The following is a 15,897-nucleotide window of genomic DNA, read 5'->3' as shown; positions in this document are numbered from 1 at the left end:
TTGCTGACCCCGGAGTTGCCGGCTGCCGAGTCGCGGGGTGTAACAGCGTGCCACTGACCACCGGGGTCAGAGTCCAACCACCAACACCGGACTCTGACCCCTCTCCTGCGGCAGCCCCCACTTCGGATCGTAGTCGATTGTAGCAAGATACAAGCCATCGGGCATGAAGGTCGGCGCGGCGGCGTCGCGCGAGCGCGCGGCCAGCACCTCGGCCATCCAGCCCGGCTCGTTGCGGCCGATGCCCACGTAGATCAGCGAGCCGACGATGTTGCGCACCATGTGATGCAGGAAGGCCGAGGCGCGCACCGTGAACACGATCACGTCGCCGTGGCGCACGATGCTCACCTCATGCATTTGCTTGATGGGCGAATTCGCCTGGCAGCCGGAGGCGCGGAAGCTGCTGAAGTCGTGCGTGCCGATCAGGTGCCGGGCGGCTTCGCGCATGCGCTCGACGTCCAGCGGACGGAACACCCAGCCGGCGCGGTCGGCCAGCAGGGCCGAGGGGTTCGGGTGGTTGTACAGCACGTAGTGGTAGGTGCGCGAGCGGGCCGAGAAGCGCGCGTGGAAGTCCTGCCCTTCCGCGTCCGGCGCGACCACGTGCGCCCAGCGCACCACGATCGAATCCGGCAGAAAGGCATTGGTGCCGCGCACCCAGGATTGCGTCGGGCGCTCCAGCTCCGTGTCGAAGTGGACCACCTGCTCGATCGCGTGCACGCCGGCGTCGGTGCGGCCGGCGCAGGTGGTCGCAAGCGGGGTGCAGGCAAACTTCTCGAGCGCGATCTCCAGCTGGTCCTGGACCGTGTCGCGCGAAGGCTGTTTCTGGTAACCGTTCCAGGCGGTGCCGATATACTGGACACCCAGGGCAATTCTCGTCACGCGGTCAGCCTCACGCCAGCTGTGCGCGCATCGCGTTGGCCTTCGAGACCTGTTCGCTGCTGCCGCCCTTGATGACTTCCTCGAGCAGCTCGCGCGCGCCCTCCTTGTCGCCGATTTCCTGATACGCAACGGCCAGGTCCAGCTTGGTTTCCATCTCCATATGTGCGGCCGACATCTCGGCCGGCGCGGCGGCGGCCGTCACCGTCTCGAGTTCCGGCAGCGCCTGCACGTCGCCCGGCAGGTCGAGGTCGAAGCCGTCCAGGTCGAAGGCCGGTTCGATTTTCGCCGGTTCCAGCATGCCGTGCGGCGCGTACTCGGCGCTGTCGGCCCGGGCCGGGGTCGCGCTCGGCAGCTCGGCCGGGAACGCATTCGGCAATGCGGGCAGGCCGAACAGCTCGTCTTCCAGCGAGAGCGCCGGCGCAGGATCTGCCGCCGGCGCCGCGGCCGGAACCGGCGGTTCCAGGCCGAAGTCCATGGTGTCGAGGTCGAACAGCGGATCGTTCAGCTCGGTGGCCGGGCTGGTTTCTTCCGGCACGGCCGGCAGCGGGGGCAGGTCGAATTCCCGGGCCAGGTTGGCCATGTCGAAGTCGCTGTTCGGGACTGCGATGTCCGCAGCGGCGCCGGCCGGGGCCGGGATGGCGTGGTCGTCCAGGTCGAAGTCGCCGAAGCTCAGGTCTTCCGCGGTCTCGGCCGGCTGGACGGCGGGCTGAGGCACCGGATTCGCGGCCGCGGCGCCGAAGTCCATGTCGAACGAGAAGTCGAGCGGCTCCTCGGCGGGCGCCGCTGCTTCGGCTGCGGCGGCAAGCGGTTCGACCCGCTCGGCTGGTGCTGCTGCCGGGGCGGCGTCGAAGCCGCCCATGTCGAAGTCGAGGAAGTTGTCGTCGTGTTGCGGCAGCTCCCGCTTCGGCTCCTCGGCCTGCACCGGCTCGAAGGCCAGGCCGCCCAGGTCGAAGTCCAGGGTATGCTCGTCCTCGGCCTGAGCCGCGGCGCCAAGCGCCGTTTCCTGCTGCGCGGCAGGCTGCACCGCGTCCATCGCGCCGGCGAAGTGCTGGTCGAAGCTCATCGGCTCATTCGCCATCGGCTCGTGCCCAGCAGCAGCAGCAGCAGCAGCAGCCGGGGTCGCGGTCAGGTCGGCGCCGAAAGCATCGTCGAAGTCCTTCGACATCAGGGTCCGCGCCTGCTCGTGGGACGCCGGAGCCGCATCGGCCTGGGCGCCGCCGGTCGCATACAGCGGGTTCAGCGGATCGATGGAAATGCCCAGCGCGGCGGCTTGCGCCCACTCCTCGCCCTGGCCGCGGGTCATGCTGTACAACTCGCCGGCCTGGGTTTCGAAGGCGCGCTGGTCCTTGCGGCCGGCGTAGATCTCGAGCAGCTTCAGGCGCACCGGATAGCGTTCCGGATGGGTGCGCAGCGCTTCCTTGAGAATTTCCTCGGCCTGGGCGTCGCGGCCGTAGGCGATGTAGACGTCGGCTTCGGCCACCGGATCGACTTCGTTGGTGTCGAGCTGGCTGGCCGAGGGCGCGAAGCTGGAATTGAACACGCTGTTACTGGTGTCGATGCTCTGGCCGCCGGTCTCGGCGAACAGCGAGTGTGCCGGTGCGGCCGGCACGCCCAGGATCGACGGTTCGGAGACGGCCTTGACCACTTTCTTCTTGCGGCGCTGGGCGACCAGCAGACCGCCCAGCAGCAGCGCGGCAGCGCCGCCGCCGACCAGGGCCAGGTTGTCCAGGATGAAGTCGAGCAGGCCCGGTTCCGGCGCCGGCTTGGCGGCCGGCTTGATCGTCGCCAGCTTCTTCGCCGCCGGTTTGTCGTGTGCCGGTTTGTCGTGCGCCGGCTTGTCGTTCGCCGGCGGAGCGGCCGGTGCCGATGCGGCGTTCTGCTGCGCCTCGGCACCGCCCTTGCTCTTGATCGTCGCCAGCTTCTCGAGGTCGCCGACGTTGCGTTCGAGTTCCTTCACGCGCTGCTGGGCTTCTTCCAGCTCGCGCTGCTTGGCGATCGTGTCCTCGGTGCCCATGGTCGCGCCCTTGCCGGCAGCCGCTCCCGCAGCCGGCGCCTTCGACAGGCGCAGCTGGTCCTGCGACTCGTTGGCGGCGGTCGGGCGTTCCTCGACCTTGGCAGTGATCTTGCCGCCGGCGCTCTGGCCCGCCTGCGGCGCCTTGACCGGCTCCGCGGCGCCGACCTGGCCGGCCAGCTTGTTGCGGTAAGCGTTGAAGTCGGCCGCATGGGCCACCACCACGCCGTGGGCTTCGCCGTCGTTCAGCGCCTGCATGCTGCCGGTGTCCGGCACCGACAGGATGCGGCCCGACTTCAGGCGGTTCATGTTGTTGCCGATGAAGGCGTCCGGATTCGCGCGGTACAGCGCCACCAGCATCATGTCGAGCGAGACGTCGACCGGCTTGAGCTGGGCGGCGATGCGGCCCAGGCTGTCGCCCGGCTTGACGCGGTAGGACGAGGAGCCGGCCGCGCGGCTGGACCGGACCGGCGGCTCGCTGCCCGCGGCTGCCTGCGCGGCCTCCTCCGCACGCGCACGGCTGCGGCGCGGACGTTCCGCCGCCGGGGCTGCCGGCGCGGCCGCGGCCGGCGCCGCGCTGTCCGCACGCGGACGCGCGGACGCCGCTTCGTTCGCCGCCACCTGGGCCGACTGGGTCGCGCGCAGTTCGGCCGGATCGAGCAGGAAGGTGTACTCGCGCACCAGGCGGCCGTTGTTCCAGCTCAGCTCCAGCAGCATGTCGACGAAGGGCTCGTTCAGCGGCTGGCTCGAGCTCACGCGGATGAACTGGCGGCCGTTGCGCTGCTCGACCGCGAAACGCAGCGACAGCAGAGCCGGATTGAATTCGATGTTCGCGGTGCGGAAGGCTTCCGGCGAGGCCAGCTTGGCCACCAGGCCCGCCGCCTCGTCGCTGGACACCGCCGTCAACTCGATCTCGGCACGCAGGGGCTGTCCAAGCGCGGACAGCACGGTAAGTTTGCCGAGGCCTGCCGCGTGGGCAGCCGAGCTCAGAACCAACGCACTGGCAACCGCCGCGGTGAGCTTCTTCAGCGCGGACGACTTCATCGAGGGACGGTGAGTGGATTGCATAATTGGACTGAATGAGTTGAGCGGAGAGGCATTGCCCGGAGGTCTCAGCAACATAGCATCATGCACCAGAGCAATGCAAGCTCTACGAAAGGAAACATTCAGCATCCGTGAGATATGTAGACGGTCTATTCATCCAAGTGATGTTTTTAGGGTCAAACCATGACATTTCGCTAGCACCTCTTGCAATGTCGACCACGCCCGGAAACGACAAAAAAGGCGGCACATGGCCGCCTTGTATTGTACCCGTTGCAAGCGCCCGGATTACTTGTCCAGCACGATGCGCAGCATGCGGCGCAGCGGCTCGGCGGCGCCCCACAGCAGCTGGTCGCCGACGGTGAAGGCCGAGATGTATTCCGGGCCCATCGACATCTTGCGCACGCGGCCGACCGGGATGGTCAGGCTGCCGGTGACGGCGGCCGGGGTCAGGTCGCGCATCGAGGCTTCGCGGGTATTCGGTACGAACTTCACCCACTGGTTGTCGTTGGCGATGATGTCGTTGATCTCGTCCAGCGGCACGTCCTTCTTCAGCTTGATGGTCAGCGCCTGCGAATGGCAGCGCATCGCGCCGATACGCACGCACAGGCCGTCGACCGGGATCACGTTGTTCGTTGCCGAAGAACGGCCGAGGATCTTGTTGGTCTCGGCACCGCCCTTCCACTCTTCCTTCGACTGGCCGTTGCCCAGGTCCTTGTCGATCCAGGGGATCAGGTTGCCGCCCAGCGGCACGCCGAACTGCTTGGTTTCGTCGGCCGACAGGCCATGCTGGGTGGCCAGCACCTGGCGGTCGATCTCGAGGATGGCCGAGGCCGGATCGTCCAGCAGCGGCTTGACGGCCGCGTTGATGGTGCCGAACTGGGTCAGCAGTTCGCGCATGTGCTGGGCGCCGCCGCCCGATGCCGCCTGGTAGGTCATGGAGGTCATCCAGTCGACCAGGTCGTGCTTGAACAGGCCGCCCAGGCCCATCAGCATGCAGGACACGGTGCAGTTACCGCCGACGAAGTTCTTCACGCCGCGGGTCATGGCACCCTTGATCACGTCGAGGTTGACCGGATCGAGCACGATCACGGCGTCGTCGTTCATGCGCAGGGTCGAGGCGGCGTCGATCCAGTAGCCATTCCAGCCGCTTGCCCTCAGTTGCGGGAACACCTCGGTGGTGTAGTCACCGCCCTGGCACGAAATGATGATCTCGCATTTCGACAGTTCGGCGATATCGTTCGCGCTTTTCAGCTTGGTCTCGTTCTTCGCCATGGCCGGCGCAGCGCCGCCCGGATTCGAGGTGGTGAAGAACACCGGCTCGATATGGTCGAAATCGCCTTCGTCCTGCATGCGCTTCATGAGGACCGAGCCGACCATGCCGCGCCAACCAACCAGACCAACTAGTTTCATAACCTTCCCTTTTCTATATCGATATGCCGCCGTCAAAACGGGGCATCTACCCTACCATGCTTTTGCGGCGTCTGCACGCCGCCTTATGCCAATGCCTTCACCACCGCATCGCCCATCTGTTCGGTGCCGACCCGGGTCGTGCCTTCCTCGAAGATGTCCGGCGTGCGCAGGCCCTGGGCCAGCACGGCCTTGACGGCGTTCTCGACGCGGTCGGCCTGTTCCGGCTTGCCGAGCGAGAAGCGCAGCATCATCGCGGCCGACAGGATGGTCGCCAGCGGATTCGCCACGTTCTTGCCGGCGATGTCCGGCGCCGAGCCGTGCGAAGGCTCGTACAGGCCCTTGTTATTGGCGTCCAGCGAGGCCGAGGGCAGCATGCCGATCGAACCGGTCAGCATCGCCGCCGCGTCCGACAGGATGTCGCCGAACATGTTGCCGGTGACGATCACGTCGAACTTCTTCGGCGCGCGCACCAGCTGCATCGCCGCGTTATCGACGTACATGTGTTCGAGCTCGACGTCCTGGTATTCCTTGTGCACCTCGGTGACGACGTCGCGCCAGAACTGAAACGTTTCCAGCACGTTCGCCTTGTCGACGCTGGTCACGCGCGAGCCGCGCTTGCGGGCGGCCTGGAAGGCGACGTGGGCGATGCGGCGGATCTCGCCTTCCGCATAGCGCATGGTATCGAAGCCTTCGCGCTGGCCCGCGAACGGGCCGTCCGGACACTCCCTGACGCCGCGCGGCTTGCCGAAATAGATGTCGCCGGTCAGTTCGCGGATGATCAGGATGTCCAGGCCGGACACGACTTCCGGCTTGAGCGTCGAAGCGCCCGCCAGTTCCGGATACAGGATGGCCGGGCGCAGGTTGGCGAACAGGCCGAGCTCCCTGCGCAGGCCGAGGATGGCCTGCTCGGGGCGCAGCGCGCGCTCCAGCTTGTCGTACTGGTAGTCGCCGACGGCGCCGAACAGCACCGCGTCGGCGGCCTTGGCCAGCGCCAGCGTCCCTTGCGGCAGCGGGTGGCCGTGGGCCGCGTAGCCGGCGCCGCCGACCTCCGCGCTCTCCATCTTGAAGGATTCGCCCAGCGCGTTCAGGACCTTGACGGCCTGCGCCATGATTTCGGGGCCGATGCCGTCGCCCGGCAGGATGGCAATCTTCATAGTACGCTTTCTCAGATGGTATTGGCGAGCCAGGGCTGCGCGCGAAGGTGGCGCTCTTCGAAGGCGCGGATCTCGTCGGCGTGGCGCAGGGTCAGGCCGATGTCGTCCAGGCCGTTCAGCAGGCAGTACTTGCGGAACTCGTCGATGGCGAACTCGAAGGCCATGCCGCCGTCGGGCGTGGCGATGACCTGCTTTTCCAGGTCGATCACCAGGCGGAAGCCGGGGAAGGCCTTGACTTCGTTGAACAGCTGGTCGACCTGCTGTTCGCTCAGCACGATCGGCAGCAGGCCGCTCTTGTAGCAGTTGTTGAAGAAGATATCGGCGAAGCTCGGCGCGACGATGGCGCGGAAGCCGTACTGCTGCAGCGCCCAGGGCGCGTGCTCGCGTGAGGAACCGCAGCCGAAGTTCTTGCGGGCCAGCAGGATCGACGCCTTTTCATAGCGCGGCTGGTTCAGCACGAAGTCCGGATTCAGCGGACGATTCGTGTTGTCCATGCCGGGTTCGCCATGGTCCAGGTAGCGCCATTCGTCGAACAGGTTGGGGCCGAAGCCGGTGCGGCGGATCGACTTGAGGAACTGCTTGGGGATGATGGCGTCGGTGTCGACGTTGGCGCGGTCGAGCGGCGCCACCAGTCCGTCGTGTACGGTGAATTTGTCCATGGTCGCAGGGGTCAGAGCCCGGTTTTGCTTTTAAAAGGGCTCTGACCCCGGAGTCCGCGGCCCAAGCCCATCACATGTTACCTTCCGCCCGCGCCAGTAATCACCTGGCCAACCTTCTGCACATCCTTGCCGACACCCGAAATGGTGTTGCAACCGGCAGCAGCGATGGCGATGAGTGCGAGAGCGAGTGCTTTTTTCATGGTATCCCTAATGTTGATGTCATGCTCCGGCTGGCGTGATCGACGCCGGCCAGGGTTTTGCGGCGCTGGTGGCGCCTGTGATTCATCCAAAATGCTTGTGCGGCTGAGCACCGGGGTCAGAGTCCCTTGAACCCCAACACCGGACTCTGACCCCTAGAGTGCGCGCACGTCGACGAAGTGACCCGCGATTCCGGCCGCGGCGGCCATCGCCGGCGACACCAGGTGGGTGCGTCCGCCCTGCCCCTGGCGGCCTTCGAAGTTGCGGTTCGAAGTCGAGGCGCAGCGCTCGCCCGGGTCGAGGCGGTCGGCGTTCATGGCCAGGCACATCGAGCAGCCCGGTTCGCGCCATTCGAAGCCGGCGGCCTTGAAGATCTGGTCGAGGCCTTCGCGCTCGGCTTGTTCCTTGACCAGGCCTGAACCCGGCACCACCATCGCCAGCTTTACGTTGGAGGCGCGCTGGCGGCCGCGCACCACGGCGGCGGCGGCGCGCAGGTCCTCGATGCGCGAGTTGGTGCAGGAGCCGATGAAGACCTTGTCGATGCGGATGTTCTCGATCGGCGTGTTCGGCTTCAGGCCCATGTAGACCAGTGCCTTTTCCATGGCGTCGCGCTTGACCGGGTCGCGTTCCTTGTCCGGATCGGGTACGCGGCCGTCGACCGTGGTCACCATCTCCGGCGACGTGCCCCAGGTCACCTGCGGGCGGATCTCGGCCGCGTTCAGGGTCACGACCATGTCGAACTTCGCGCCCGGATCGGTATGCAGGGTGCGCCAGTAGGCGATGGCCTGTTCCCACTGCGGCCCGCTCGGCGCGAACGGGCGGCCCTTGACGTAGTCGATCGTGGTGTCGTCGACCGCGACCATGCCGGCGCGCGCGCCCGCTTCGATCGCCATGTTACAGACCGTCATCCGGCCTTCCATCGACAGCGAGCGGATGGTCGAGCCGGCGAACTCGATCGCGTAGCCGGTACCGCCGGCGGTACCGATCCTGCCGATCACGGCCAGCACGATGTCCTTCGCCGTCACGCCGGCCGGCAAGGCGCCGTCGACCTGCACCAGCATCGATTTCGATTTCTTCGCCAGCAGGGTCTGGGTAGCCATCACGTGCTCGACTTCCGAGGTGCCGATGCCGTGCGCCAGGCAGCCGAAGGCGCCGTGGGTCGAGGTGTGCGAGTCGCCGCACACGACCGTCATGCCGGGCAGCGTAGCGCCCTGCTCCGGCCCGATCACGTGCACGATGCCCTGGCGCTTGTCGTTCATGTTGAAGTAGGTGACCCCGAAGGCCTTGGCGTTGCTGTCGAGGGTCTCGACCTGCAGGCGCGAGGTCGGGTCCGCAATGCCGTGGCTGCGGTCGGTGGTCGGCACGTTGTGGTCGGCTACGGCAAGGTTGGCGGAGGTGCGCCATAGCGGACGGTCCGCCACCCGCAGGCCTTCGAACGCCTGGGGGCTGGTGACTTCGTGGACCAGGTGGCGGTCGATGTAGAGCACGGTGGTGCCATCCGCGTCGGCACGCACGACATGCGAATCCCAGAGTTTGTCGTAGAGCGTTTTTAACATGATGATTCCGTAAAGACGACCGCTGCTGAGAGGCTAGCAGACGGGCAGGGTCTTCGATTATGCCATATTTGTGCAGTGCGTCAGCCCTGGCTGCTTGCACGATTATTTCAACGAACTGATCAGCCTACGAATTTTATTTGCATCAGTTATCGCTCTTGCAAATAAAAAAAGCCCACGCAAAGTCTGCGCAGGCTTTTCTTGGCTTTATCAGCTGTTGCTTTTATGCAGCCAGACGCACGGTGGAGCGGCAGCCATCCATCAGGAACGACAGCCCGACCACCAGCACCAGCGAACCCTCGGCGGAGCGCGCGGTGCCGGTGATGCCTTCGACGTGGAGCGCCGTCATCGGCTTGATCACCAGGTCGGCCGTGCCATCCACCGCTTCCACGGCGATGATGTACGGCTGGGGCGCGTTGATCACGATGCCGACGCGCTCCGAGCATTCCTCATAGCCGAGCGACAGCGCCAGCGAGCGTACCGGCAGCGGACGGCCCTGGTCCTTCAGCACCGGGGCGCCGCCGACCTGCATGAAGGTTTCCGGCAGCTCGACCACGCGCTCGACCACCGCCATCGGCAAGGCCAGCTGGGCGCCCGAGGTGGACACCAGCATGGTCGGCACGATCGACAGTTCGATCGGCAGGCGGATCGAGAACTTGGTGCCCTTGCCCAGGTTCGAGTCGATGCGGATCGCGCCGCGGTTCTTCTCGACCGCGGTCTTGACCACGTCCATGCCGACGCCGCGGCCGGACACCGACGACGCCACTTCCTTGGTCGAGAAGCCCGGCAGGAACACCAACTGGTAGGCTTCGTCGTCGCTGCTGGCCTGGTGCTCGGTGATCAGGCCCTTCTCCATCGCCTTCTTGCGCAATTTGGCCGGGTCCATGCCGCGGCCGTCGTCCTGCAGCACGATCATGACGCTGTTGGCCTCCTGCCAGGCTTTCAGCAGGATGAAGGCCTTGGCCGGCTTGCCGTTGGCGACGCGGTCCTGCGGCGACTCGACGCCGTGGTCGAGCGCGTTGCGCAGCATGTGCACCAGCGGATCGTACAGGCTGTCCACCACGACGCGGTCGACTTCGGTCTCGGCGCCTTCGATGGTCAGCTCGACGTCCTTGCCCAGGTCCTTGGCCAGTTCGCGCACCAGGCGCGGGAACTTCTGGAACAGGCGGCCCACCGGCTGCATGCGGGTTGCCAGCGTGGCGCGCTGCAGCTCGGCCGAGTAGCGCGAGGCGCGCTCCAGGGTCTCGGTCAGGGTCGCCATCAGCGTGGCGGCCTGGCCTTCGAACTTGAACTGCGACAGGCGCTCGAGCAGCACGGCGGCCTGGTTCGCGGCCTGCACCGATTCGCCCGCCACCTCCAGCAGCGCGTCCAGCTTGACGGCGTCGATACGGATGCTCTCGTCCTTGACCGGGGCACTGGCGGCCGGCTTGTTCTCGTTGCGGCGCTCGATGCCGTCCCAGCCGGCCCTGGCCGGGGCGGCTTCGCTTGCCGCTGCGGCGGGCGTCATAGGCGCGGGGGCGGCAGCGGCCTGCACATAGGTACCCGGCGGCACCACCGCCAGGTACATGGCTTCCCAATCCAGGCCGTCGGCGTCTTCGACCGGGGTTGGCGCCGCGGCGGCCATCGGGGCTGCCGGTGCCGGTGAGGCGGCCGTCGGCGCGGCTGCCGGTGCGGCCCTCGGCGCATCCTTGCCGTCGATCGCATCCTTCAGCATGCGCTCGAGGTCGGCCGGCATCGGCGCCAACTGTTCCGGCGGGGTGCCGTTGTTCAGGTCGTTGAGCTGGTCGGCGACGAAGCCGGAGGCCTGCAGCGATGCCTCGATCGCCGACGGCGTGACCGGGGCCGCGCCGGTGCGCAGCGCATCGAACAGGTTCTCGGTCAGGTGGCAGGCCGTCACCAGCGCGGGCAGTCCCATGAAGCCCGCGCCACCCTTGATGGTGTGGAACGAGCGGAACACCGCGTTCAGCGTTTCCTTGTTATCCGGATCACGCTCGAGGTGGAGCAAGTGCTCCTCGACGTTGATCGCAAGATCCAACGCCTCGATCACGAAATCCTTGAGCATTTCGTCCATTAGAATCCCAGATCGGCAAGAAGGTCATCGACACTATCCTGGTCGAGCGCCGCGGACGGCACCGACGGTCCCTGCATCAGTTCGGCCGGCTGCTCCTGCGCCTGCTCTTGCGCCGCGTGCTTCTGCGCCAGCTTTTCCTTGACGTCGGCCGGGGCGCTGTCGCGCAGCAGCTGGGCGAGCTCGTTCTCGACGGTCTTGGTGATGTTGACCACCTTCTTGATCAGCTGGCCGGTGATGTCCTGGAAGTCCTGCGCCATCATGATCTCGAGCAGGCGCGCCTTCTCGGCTTCGGTCGCTTCCGACACCGCCTGGGCAAACGTGCGGGAGTCGCCGGCCAGCGCCTTGAACTGCTCGATCGACAGCTTGCCGGAGAACAGGTCGGCCCAGCGGCCTTCCATGTCCTTGGCCTGCTTGGACAGCTGGTCCTGGGCCGGCATGCCGTCGTCCAGTGTGTTCAGCACCTTGTTCGCGGCCTGCTCGGTCAGGCTGGCGACATACTCCAGGCGGTCCTGGGCGTCGACGATCTGGGACGAGGCTTCGGTGAGCGCCTTGTCGTAGCCCAGTTCGCGCAGCGAATCGTGGAGCAGGCGCACGATGCCGCCAAGGCGCTCGTACATCCCCTTGCCTTCGTGCTCGTCGGCGGCATCCGCGCGTGCGGCGTCCGCGCGTGCGGCGTCCGCGCGTGCGGCGTCCGCGCGTGCGGCGTCCGCGCGTGCGGTATCGCCGGCTGCGGATGCGGCCGGGGCCGCTGCGGCGGCCGGCGCCGACTGTGAAGCGACCTGGTCGAACAGGGCTTCGAGGTCGTCGCTGTCGTCGCTCTCGCCGCCTGCGGCGGGTTCGGGCGTCGGTGCCGGTGCGGGAGCGGGCGCGCTGGCTCGCTGCGCTGCCACTTCCTCGAATAATGCGTCGAAATCGTCAGCGGCGTCGGTCATAGTCCCTGCTTCTCCATAGTGTAAATGTCGCGATGATCTGTGCGGTATGCTGTACTTGCTGCCGTCAATACGCCAACGGTAAGGTATTGCACGAGTGTAGCAGCGTGGTTGCCGTAGGTAAATCTCGGAAAAGGCAGCGTTGCCGATTGGAGCAGTAAAGTTAGTTCCGCTGCAATTATTTCCTCTTGTTTATGAAGATTTTCATAAAGCAAGTGTTGTATTTTTTTATCGCACGCGTTTTTGTGCTTCTTGATGTTTTCGCGCAGGAAAGCAAACACATCTCTGCGCAACATCAAGCATTTACTATCTGCCGAGGATGAAAACGCGAACTACAATAAGAAGGTAGCGTGACGTGAGGGAGGGCTCACCATGTACCAGAAAATTCTGATCACGACCGACGGCTCGGCGGTGTCCCAGCACACCGCTTGCGCCGGCGTCCAGTTCGCGCAACAGATGGGCGCCGAGGTGCTCGCGCTGTTCGTCGCGCCGGAGTACCAGTATCCGGTGTATGTCGAAATCATCCCGCCGTCCTATCCCAGCGAAGAGGACTACATCGCGCAGATGCGGCGCATGGGCGAGCAGTACATGGGCAAGATCGCGCGCAAGGCCGAGCAGTGCGGGCTGAAGCATTCCTGCATGACGGCGTTCTCGGATTCGGCGGCCCTGAAGATCGTTGACGTGGCTGAACAACAACACTGCGATCTGATCTTCATGGGCTCGCACGGCCGCAGCGGCTGGGGTCAATTACTGCTGGGCAGTGTGACCAACAAGGTGCTGTCGCAGACCAGCAAGCCGGTCCTGGTGCACCGCCTGATCCGCGAGCCCGGTACCTGAGGCGCCCGCTCCACTCCGCCGGCGGAAAACGCCGGTGACCGGGTATTTCCAAAAAAAATACTAACTATTTGTTAGTGATGTGCTAGCGTCTAGCCTTTGCTCTGTATTGCTTCTAGGGAATTAATATGATTCGGATAGTCATCGCTGACGACCACACCATCATGCGCGAAGGCCTCAAGCGCATCCTCGACGGCGCGCTCGACATCGAAATCGTCGGCGAAGCCATCAACGGCTTCGAAGTGCTGTCGCTGGTGCGCCAGGGCGGCTTCGACCTGCTACTGCTGGACCTGTCGATGCCTGGCCGCAGCGGGGTCGACCTGATCCGCCAGGTGCGCAGCGAGGCGCCCAAGCTGGCGATCCTGATCCTTACCATGCACGAGGAAGAACAGTACGCGGTGCGCGCGATCCGCGCCGGCGCGCAGGGCTACCTGACCAAGGAAAGCGCCGGCACCCAGCTGGTCGGGGCGATCCGCAAGGTGGCGTCGGGGCGTCCCTATATCAGCACCGAAGTGGCCGAGCAGCTGGCGCTGAACATCATGGCGCCGAACGAGCAGCTGCTGCACAAGCAGCTCTCGGACCGCGAATTCGAAGTCTTCTCGCTGCTGGTAAGCGGCAAATCGATCACCGAGATCGCCAATAACCTGCACTTGTCCGTGAAGACAGTGAGCACTCACAAAACCCGCATCATGCAGAAGATGGGCATGACCTCGCTGTCCGAAATGGTCCAGTACGCCGTGGCCCATCGCCTGCTGGCGCCGATGAAGGCATGAACATCGCCTAAACTGTCTTAGACATCCCGGCCTCACCAAGGTTGCCCCACCGTCCGCGTGGCGCATAGGAGACGGCCTCTGCACGATGCTTATCCTACATGGATATGCCCTGCCTCCACTCGGAAGTGAGCCTGGACAGTAAGAAAAGTCCTACAAGCTGACTCACCTTCCTACCTACACATTCAGCCGTTGCTGATATGAATGCCGAACTCGTGTTGGCATACTGACTTCAGCGTTTCGACTTGCTTGCGGTCCATTCTCCGCATTGAGCTTCCTGAAACCTTGTTTTCCTTCACCTGGAGATGAGTATGCAGTCCCAGCCAATGTCAGAACAACGCAATGCCTCCGCATCCACCCTGCACTCGTCACAGATGGAGGCCGGGCGCCAGCGCCAGGGTCGCCTGTGGTCCAACTTGAAAGAAGTCTGCGACCTCCTCCATATTCCGGCCGCCGTATCGATGAATACCGAGGAACTCCTGTTCCAGCACGTGCAGTTCAAGACCGGCCAGCGCGTCCACACGATCGGCCAGGCCTTCGACACCCTGTACATCGTCAATTCCGGCTTCCTGAAAACGGTGCTGATCGACGAATTCGGCAACGAACAGGTGCTGAGCTTCCCGATGAAGGGCGACATGCTCGGCGTGGACGGCATCCACACCCGGCACTACGCCTCGGAAGCGGTCGCCCTGTCCGACTGCGACCTGATCCTCGTACCGTTCAAGAAGCTCACTGCCCTGGGGAGGGTACATGCCGAGCTCGAGAACCTGATGTACGGGGTGATGAGCCGCGAACTGGTGCGCGAACAGGCCATGATCGGCATGCTCGGCGCCCTCTCGGCCGAGGCGCGCGTGGCCCGCTTCCTGATCTCGCTGGCCGACCGCTTCGCGGCGATGGGCTACTCGAGCAAGCTGTTCAACCTGCGCATGACGCGCCACGAAATCGGCAGCTATCTCGGCCTGACCCTCGAAACCGTCAGCCGCACGCTGTCGGCCTTTAACGAGATCGGCCTGATCACCGTCGACCAGCGCACCATCGGCATCAAGGATCCGGAAGCACTCAAGACCTTGCGCCGCCTGCCGCCCTCGCGTTCGCGCGCCAAGCAGAACGCCAAGCACAAGGCGGATGCCGAATCCTCGGGCGACGGCCAGGTGCTGGCCACGGCCTGAATGCCGACCCGGGCGAAAAAAAGCGGCTCCAGGGTGGAGCCAGCTTTGTCATATGTGAATGTAATGCTCGTCAGTCGCGCGTCAGCACGCCATCGCTGACCCGAACCTGCTCGCCGACGCGGAAGCCCGGATCGTTGTCGTAACGGATCGACTGGGTTGCGCCGTTCTCGTAGCGCACCACCACCTCGTAGCGCGGCGCGCGTGCGTTGCGCTCGATGCTGCGCCCGGCGAGCGCGCCGCCGACCGCGCCGGCCACGGTGGCCGCCGTGCGGCCGCTGCCGCTGCCGACCTGGTTGCCCAGCAAGCCGCCGACCGCGGCGCCGCCCAGCGTACCGGCGGCGCCGGCTTCACCCTGGAGAACATTCACCGCTTCCACCGTCGCGCAGTTGGTGCAGTAGCGCGCCACCTGCTGGCTGTCCCCGGTACGGCGATCGTCGCGACGATCATCGCGGCGGTCGTCGAGGCGGTCCCCACGGACGCGTCCGCCCGCCAGCAGCGGCTGGCCCAGGGTCGCCGTCGAGTAGCGGCCGTTGGCGCGGATGGTCGCGGTCACGGAAGCGTCCGGCGCGATATTGTCGTCGCGGCGAATCGTGTACAGGCCGGCATATTCCCCCGGCCGCACTTCGGGCAGCGTGAAGATCCCGCGCGTGCCGGCGATCTGGATGTCGACCTTGGCGCCCGGCGTGCCGATCACGGTGAATTTCAGCTCGCGGCCGGGGCCGAGGTCGTCGCTGCCACGCACGTCGAAGGTCTGGACCCGCGGCGTCCCTGCCATCTCGCGGTCGTCCGCCCCCACGCGTTCGGGAACCCGCACGATGGTCGCGGCCAGGGCCTGGGTCTTGACCATGCCGTTCACGCGCAGGTTGGCGGTCACTGAGCTGTCCGGACGGATGCGGTCGTGCCTGCCGATCGTGTAGGTGCCCTGGTAGGTGCCGGGGCGGGTTTCGGTCAGGTTCAGGTTGCGGGTGGCGCCGTCGATGCGCACGCTGGCGTTGCCGCCCGGCGTGCCGTACACCTCGAAGTTCAGCTCGGCACCCGGTTCGATGCGCCGCAATTCGTTGACGTGGAAGCCCTCGATGCGCGGCTCCATTGCGCGGGCGCGCGGATGATCCTGGGCCTGCACGGGAACCGGCACGGTCGCCGTGAAGAGAGGGAGCGCGGCAACCACTGCCGCGGCGAGCGTCTGTCGGGTTGTTGCCATGGTGTCCTCCTGCGAAGC

14 protein-coding genes are annotated in these 15,897 nt (G+C 65.7%); 3 read left to right on the top strand and 11 right to left on the bottom strand.

Annotated features, from left to right (window positions below; all coding sequences use genetic code 11):
- Window positions 1-66 precede the first annotated feature (66 nt).
- The 10 genes from truA to ACI48D_RS00845 form a co-directional block, all read right to left on the bottom strand.
- On the bottom strand, window positions 67-876 hold the full coding sequence (truA, locus tag ACI48D_RS00890; protein ID WP_435569319.1) for a tRNA pseudouridine(38-40) synthase TruA: 810 nt from the start codon (window positions 874-876) through the stop codon (window positions 67-69).
- Between the two features lie 10 nt (window positions 877-886).
- The gene (locus tag ACI48D_RS00885) at window positions 887-3,955 is read right to left on the bottom strand and encodes a FimV/HubP family polar landmark protein (protein WP_435569318.1); all 3,069 of its coding nucleotides are present in this window, start codon (window positions 3,953-3,955) and stop codon (window positions 887-889) included.
- Between the two features lie 261 nt (window positions 3,956-4,216).
- On the bottom strand, window positions 4,217-5,341 hold the full coding sequence (gene asd / locus ACI48D_RS00880) for an aspartate-semialdehyde dehydrogenase (protein WP_435569317.1): 1,125 nt from the start codon (window positions 5,339-5,341) through the stop codon (window positions 4,217-4,219).
- Between the two features lie 83 nt (window positions 5,342-5,424).
- A complete protein-coding gene (gene leuB / locus ACI48D_RS00875; RefSeq protein ID WP_435569316.1) occupies window positions 5,425-6,495 on the bottom strand; it encodes a 3-isopropylmalate dehydrogenase in 1,071 nt (356 codons plus the stop codon).
- Between the two features lie 11 nt (window positions 6,496-6,506).
- Entirely contained in the window at window positions 6,507-7,154 is a 648-nt protein-coding gene (leuD, locus tag ACI48D_RS00870) for a 3-isopropylmalate dehydratase small subunit (RefSeq protein ID WP_435569315.1), read from the bottom strand.
- A gap of 77 nt (window positions 7,155-7,231) precedes the next feature.
- Window positions 7,232-7,354 carry an entericidin A/B family lipoprotein gene (locus ACI48D_RS00865; RefSeq protein ID WP_435569314.1) on the bottom strand — a complete coding sequence of 41 codons (123 nt, stop codon included), beginning with the start codon at window positions 7,352-7,354 and terminating at the stop codon, window positions 7,232-7,234.
- Window positions 7,355-7,507: 153 nt separating this feature from the next.
- On the bottom strand, window positions 7,508-8,908 hold the full coding sequence (gene leuC / locus ACI48D_RS00860; protein ID WP_435569313.1) for a 3-isopropylmalate dehydratase large subunit: 1,401 nt from the start codon (window positions 8,906-8,908) through the stop codon (window positions 7,508-7,510).
- A gap of 220 nt (window positions 8,909-9,128) precedes the next feature.
- On the bottom strand, window positions 9,129-10,976 hold the full coding sequence (locus ACI48D_RS00855; RefSeq protein WP_435569312.1) for a chemotaxis protein CheA: 1,848 nt from the start codon (window positions 10,974-10,976) through the stop codon (window positions 9,129-9,131).
- Window positions 10,976-11,908, bottom strand: coding sequence for a protein phosphatase CheZ (locus tag ACI48D_RS00850; RefSeq protein ID WP_435569311.1), 933 nt, complete (start codon window positions 11,906-11,908; stop codon window positions 10,976-10,978). The genes ACI48D_RS00855 and ACI48D_RS00850 overlap by 1 nt, the downstream gene beginning before the upstream one ends.
- The gene (locus ACI48D_RS00845) at window positions 11,905-12,201 is read right to left on the bottom strand and encodes a hypothetical protein (protein ID WP_435569310.1); all 297 of its coding nucleotides are present in this window, start codon (window positions 12,199-12,201) and stop codon (window positions 11,905-11,907) included. Before ACI48D_RS00845 ends, ACI48D_RS00850 begins: the two co-directional genes overlap by 4 nt.
- Window positions 12,202-12,277: 76 nt before the next feature.
- Here ACI48D_RS00845 and ACI48D_RS00840 point away from each other — a divergent pair, with 76 nt between their 5' ends.
- The 3 genes from ACI48D_RS00840 (at window position 12,278) to ACI48D_RS00830 (ending at window position 14,678) form a co-directional block, all read left to right on the top strand.
- Complete coding sequence (locus tag ACI48D_RS00840; protein ID WP_435569309.1) at window positions 12,278-12,742, top strand: universal stress protein; 465 nt, start codon at window positions 12,278-12,280, stop codon at window positions 12,740-12,742.
- Between the two features lie 125 nt (window positions 12,743-12,867).
- Window positions 12,868-13,512 (top strand): response regulator, encoded by a 645-nt coding sequence (locus ACI48D_RS00835; RefSeq protein ID WP_435569308.1) that lies wholly within the window; start codon window positions 12,868-12,870, stop codon window positions 13,510-13,512.
- 371 nt (window positions 13,513-13,883) lie between these two features.
- Complete coding sequence (locus ACI48D_RS00830; protein WP_435569347.1) at window positions 13,884-14,678, top strand: Crp/Fnr family transcriptional regulator; 795 nt, start codon at window positions 13,884-13,886, stop codon at window positions 14,676-14,678.
- 70 nt (window positions 14,679-14,748) lie between these two features.
- Here the strand turns inward: ACI48D_RS00830 and ACI48D_RS00825 are convergent, their stop codons facing one another.
- Entirely contained in the window at window positions 14,749-15,879 is a 1,131-nt protein-coding gene (locus ACI48D_RS00825) for a glycine zipper 2TM domain-containing protein (RefSeq protein WP_435569307.1), read from the bottom strand.
- Window positions 15,880-15,897 lie beyond the last annotated feature (18 nt).

Source organism: Massilia sp. LXY-6 (assembly GCF_051233485.1).
Lineage (GTDB): Bacteria > Pseudomonadota > Gammaproteobacteria > Burkholderiales > Burkholderiaceae_D > Telluria.
This window is presented reverse-complemented; position numbering and strand designations above follow the sequence as displayed.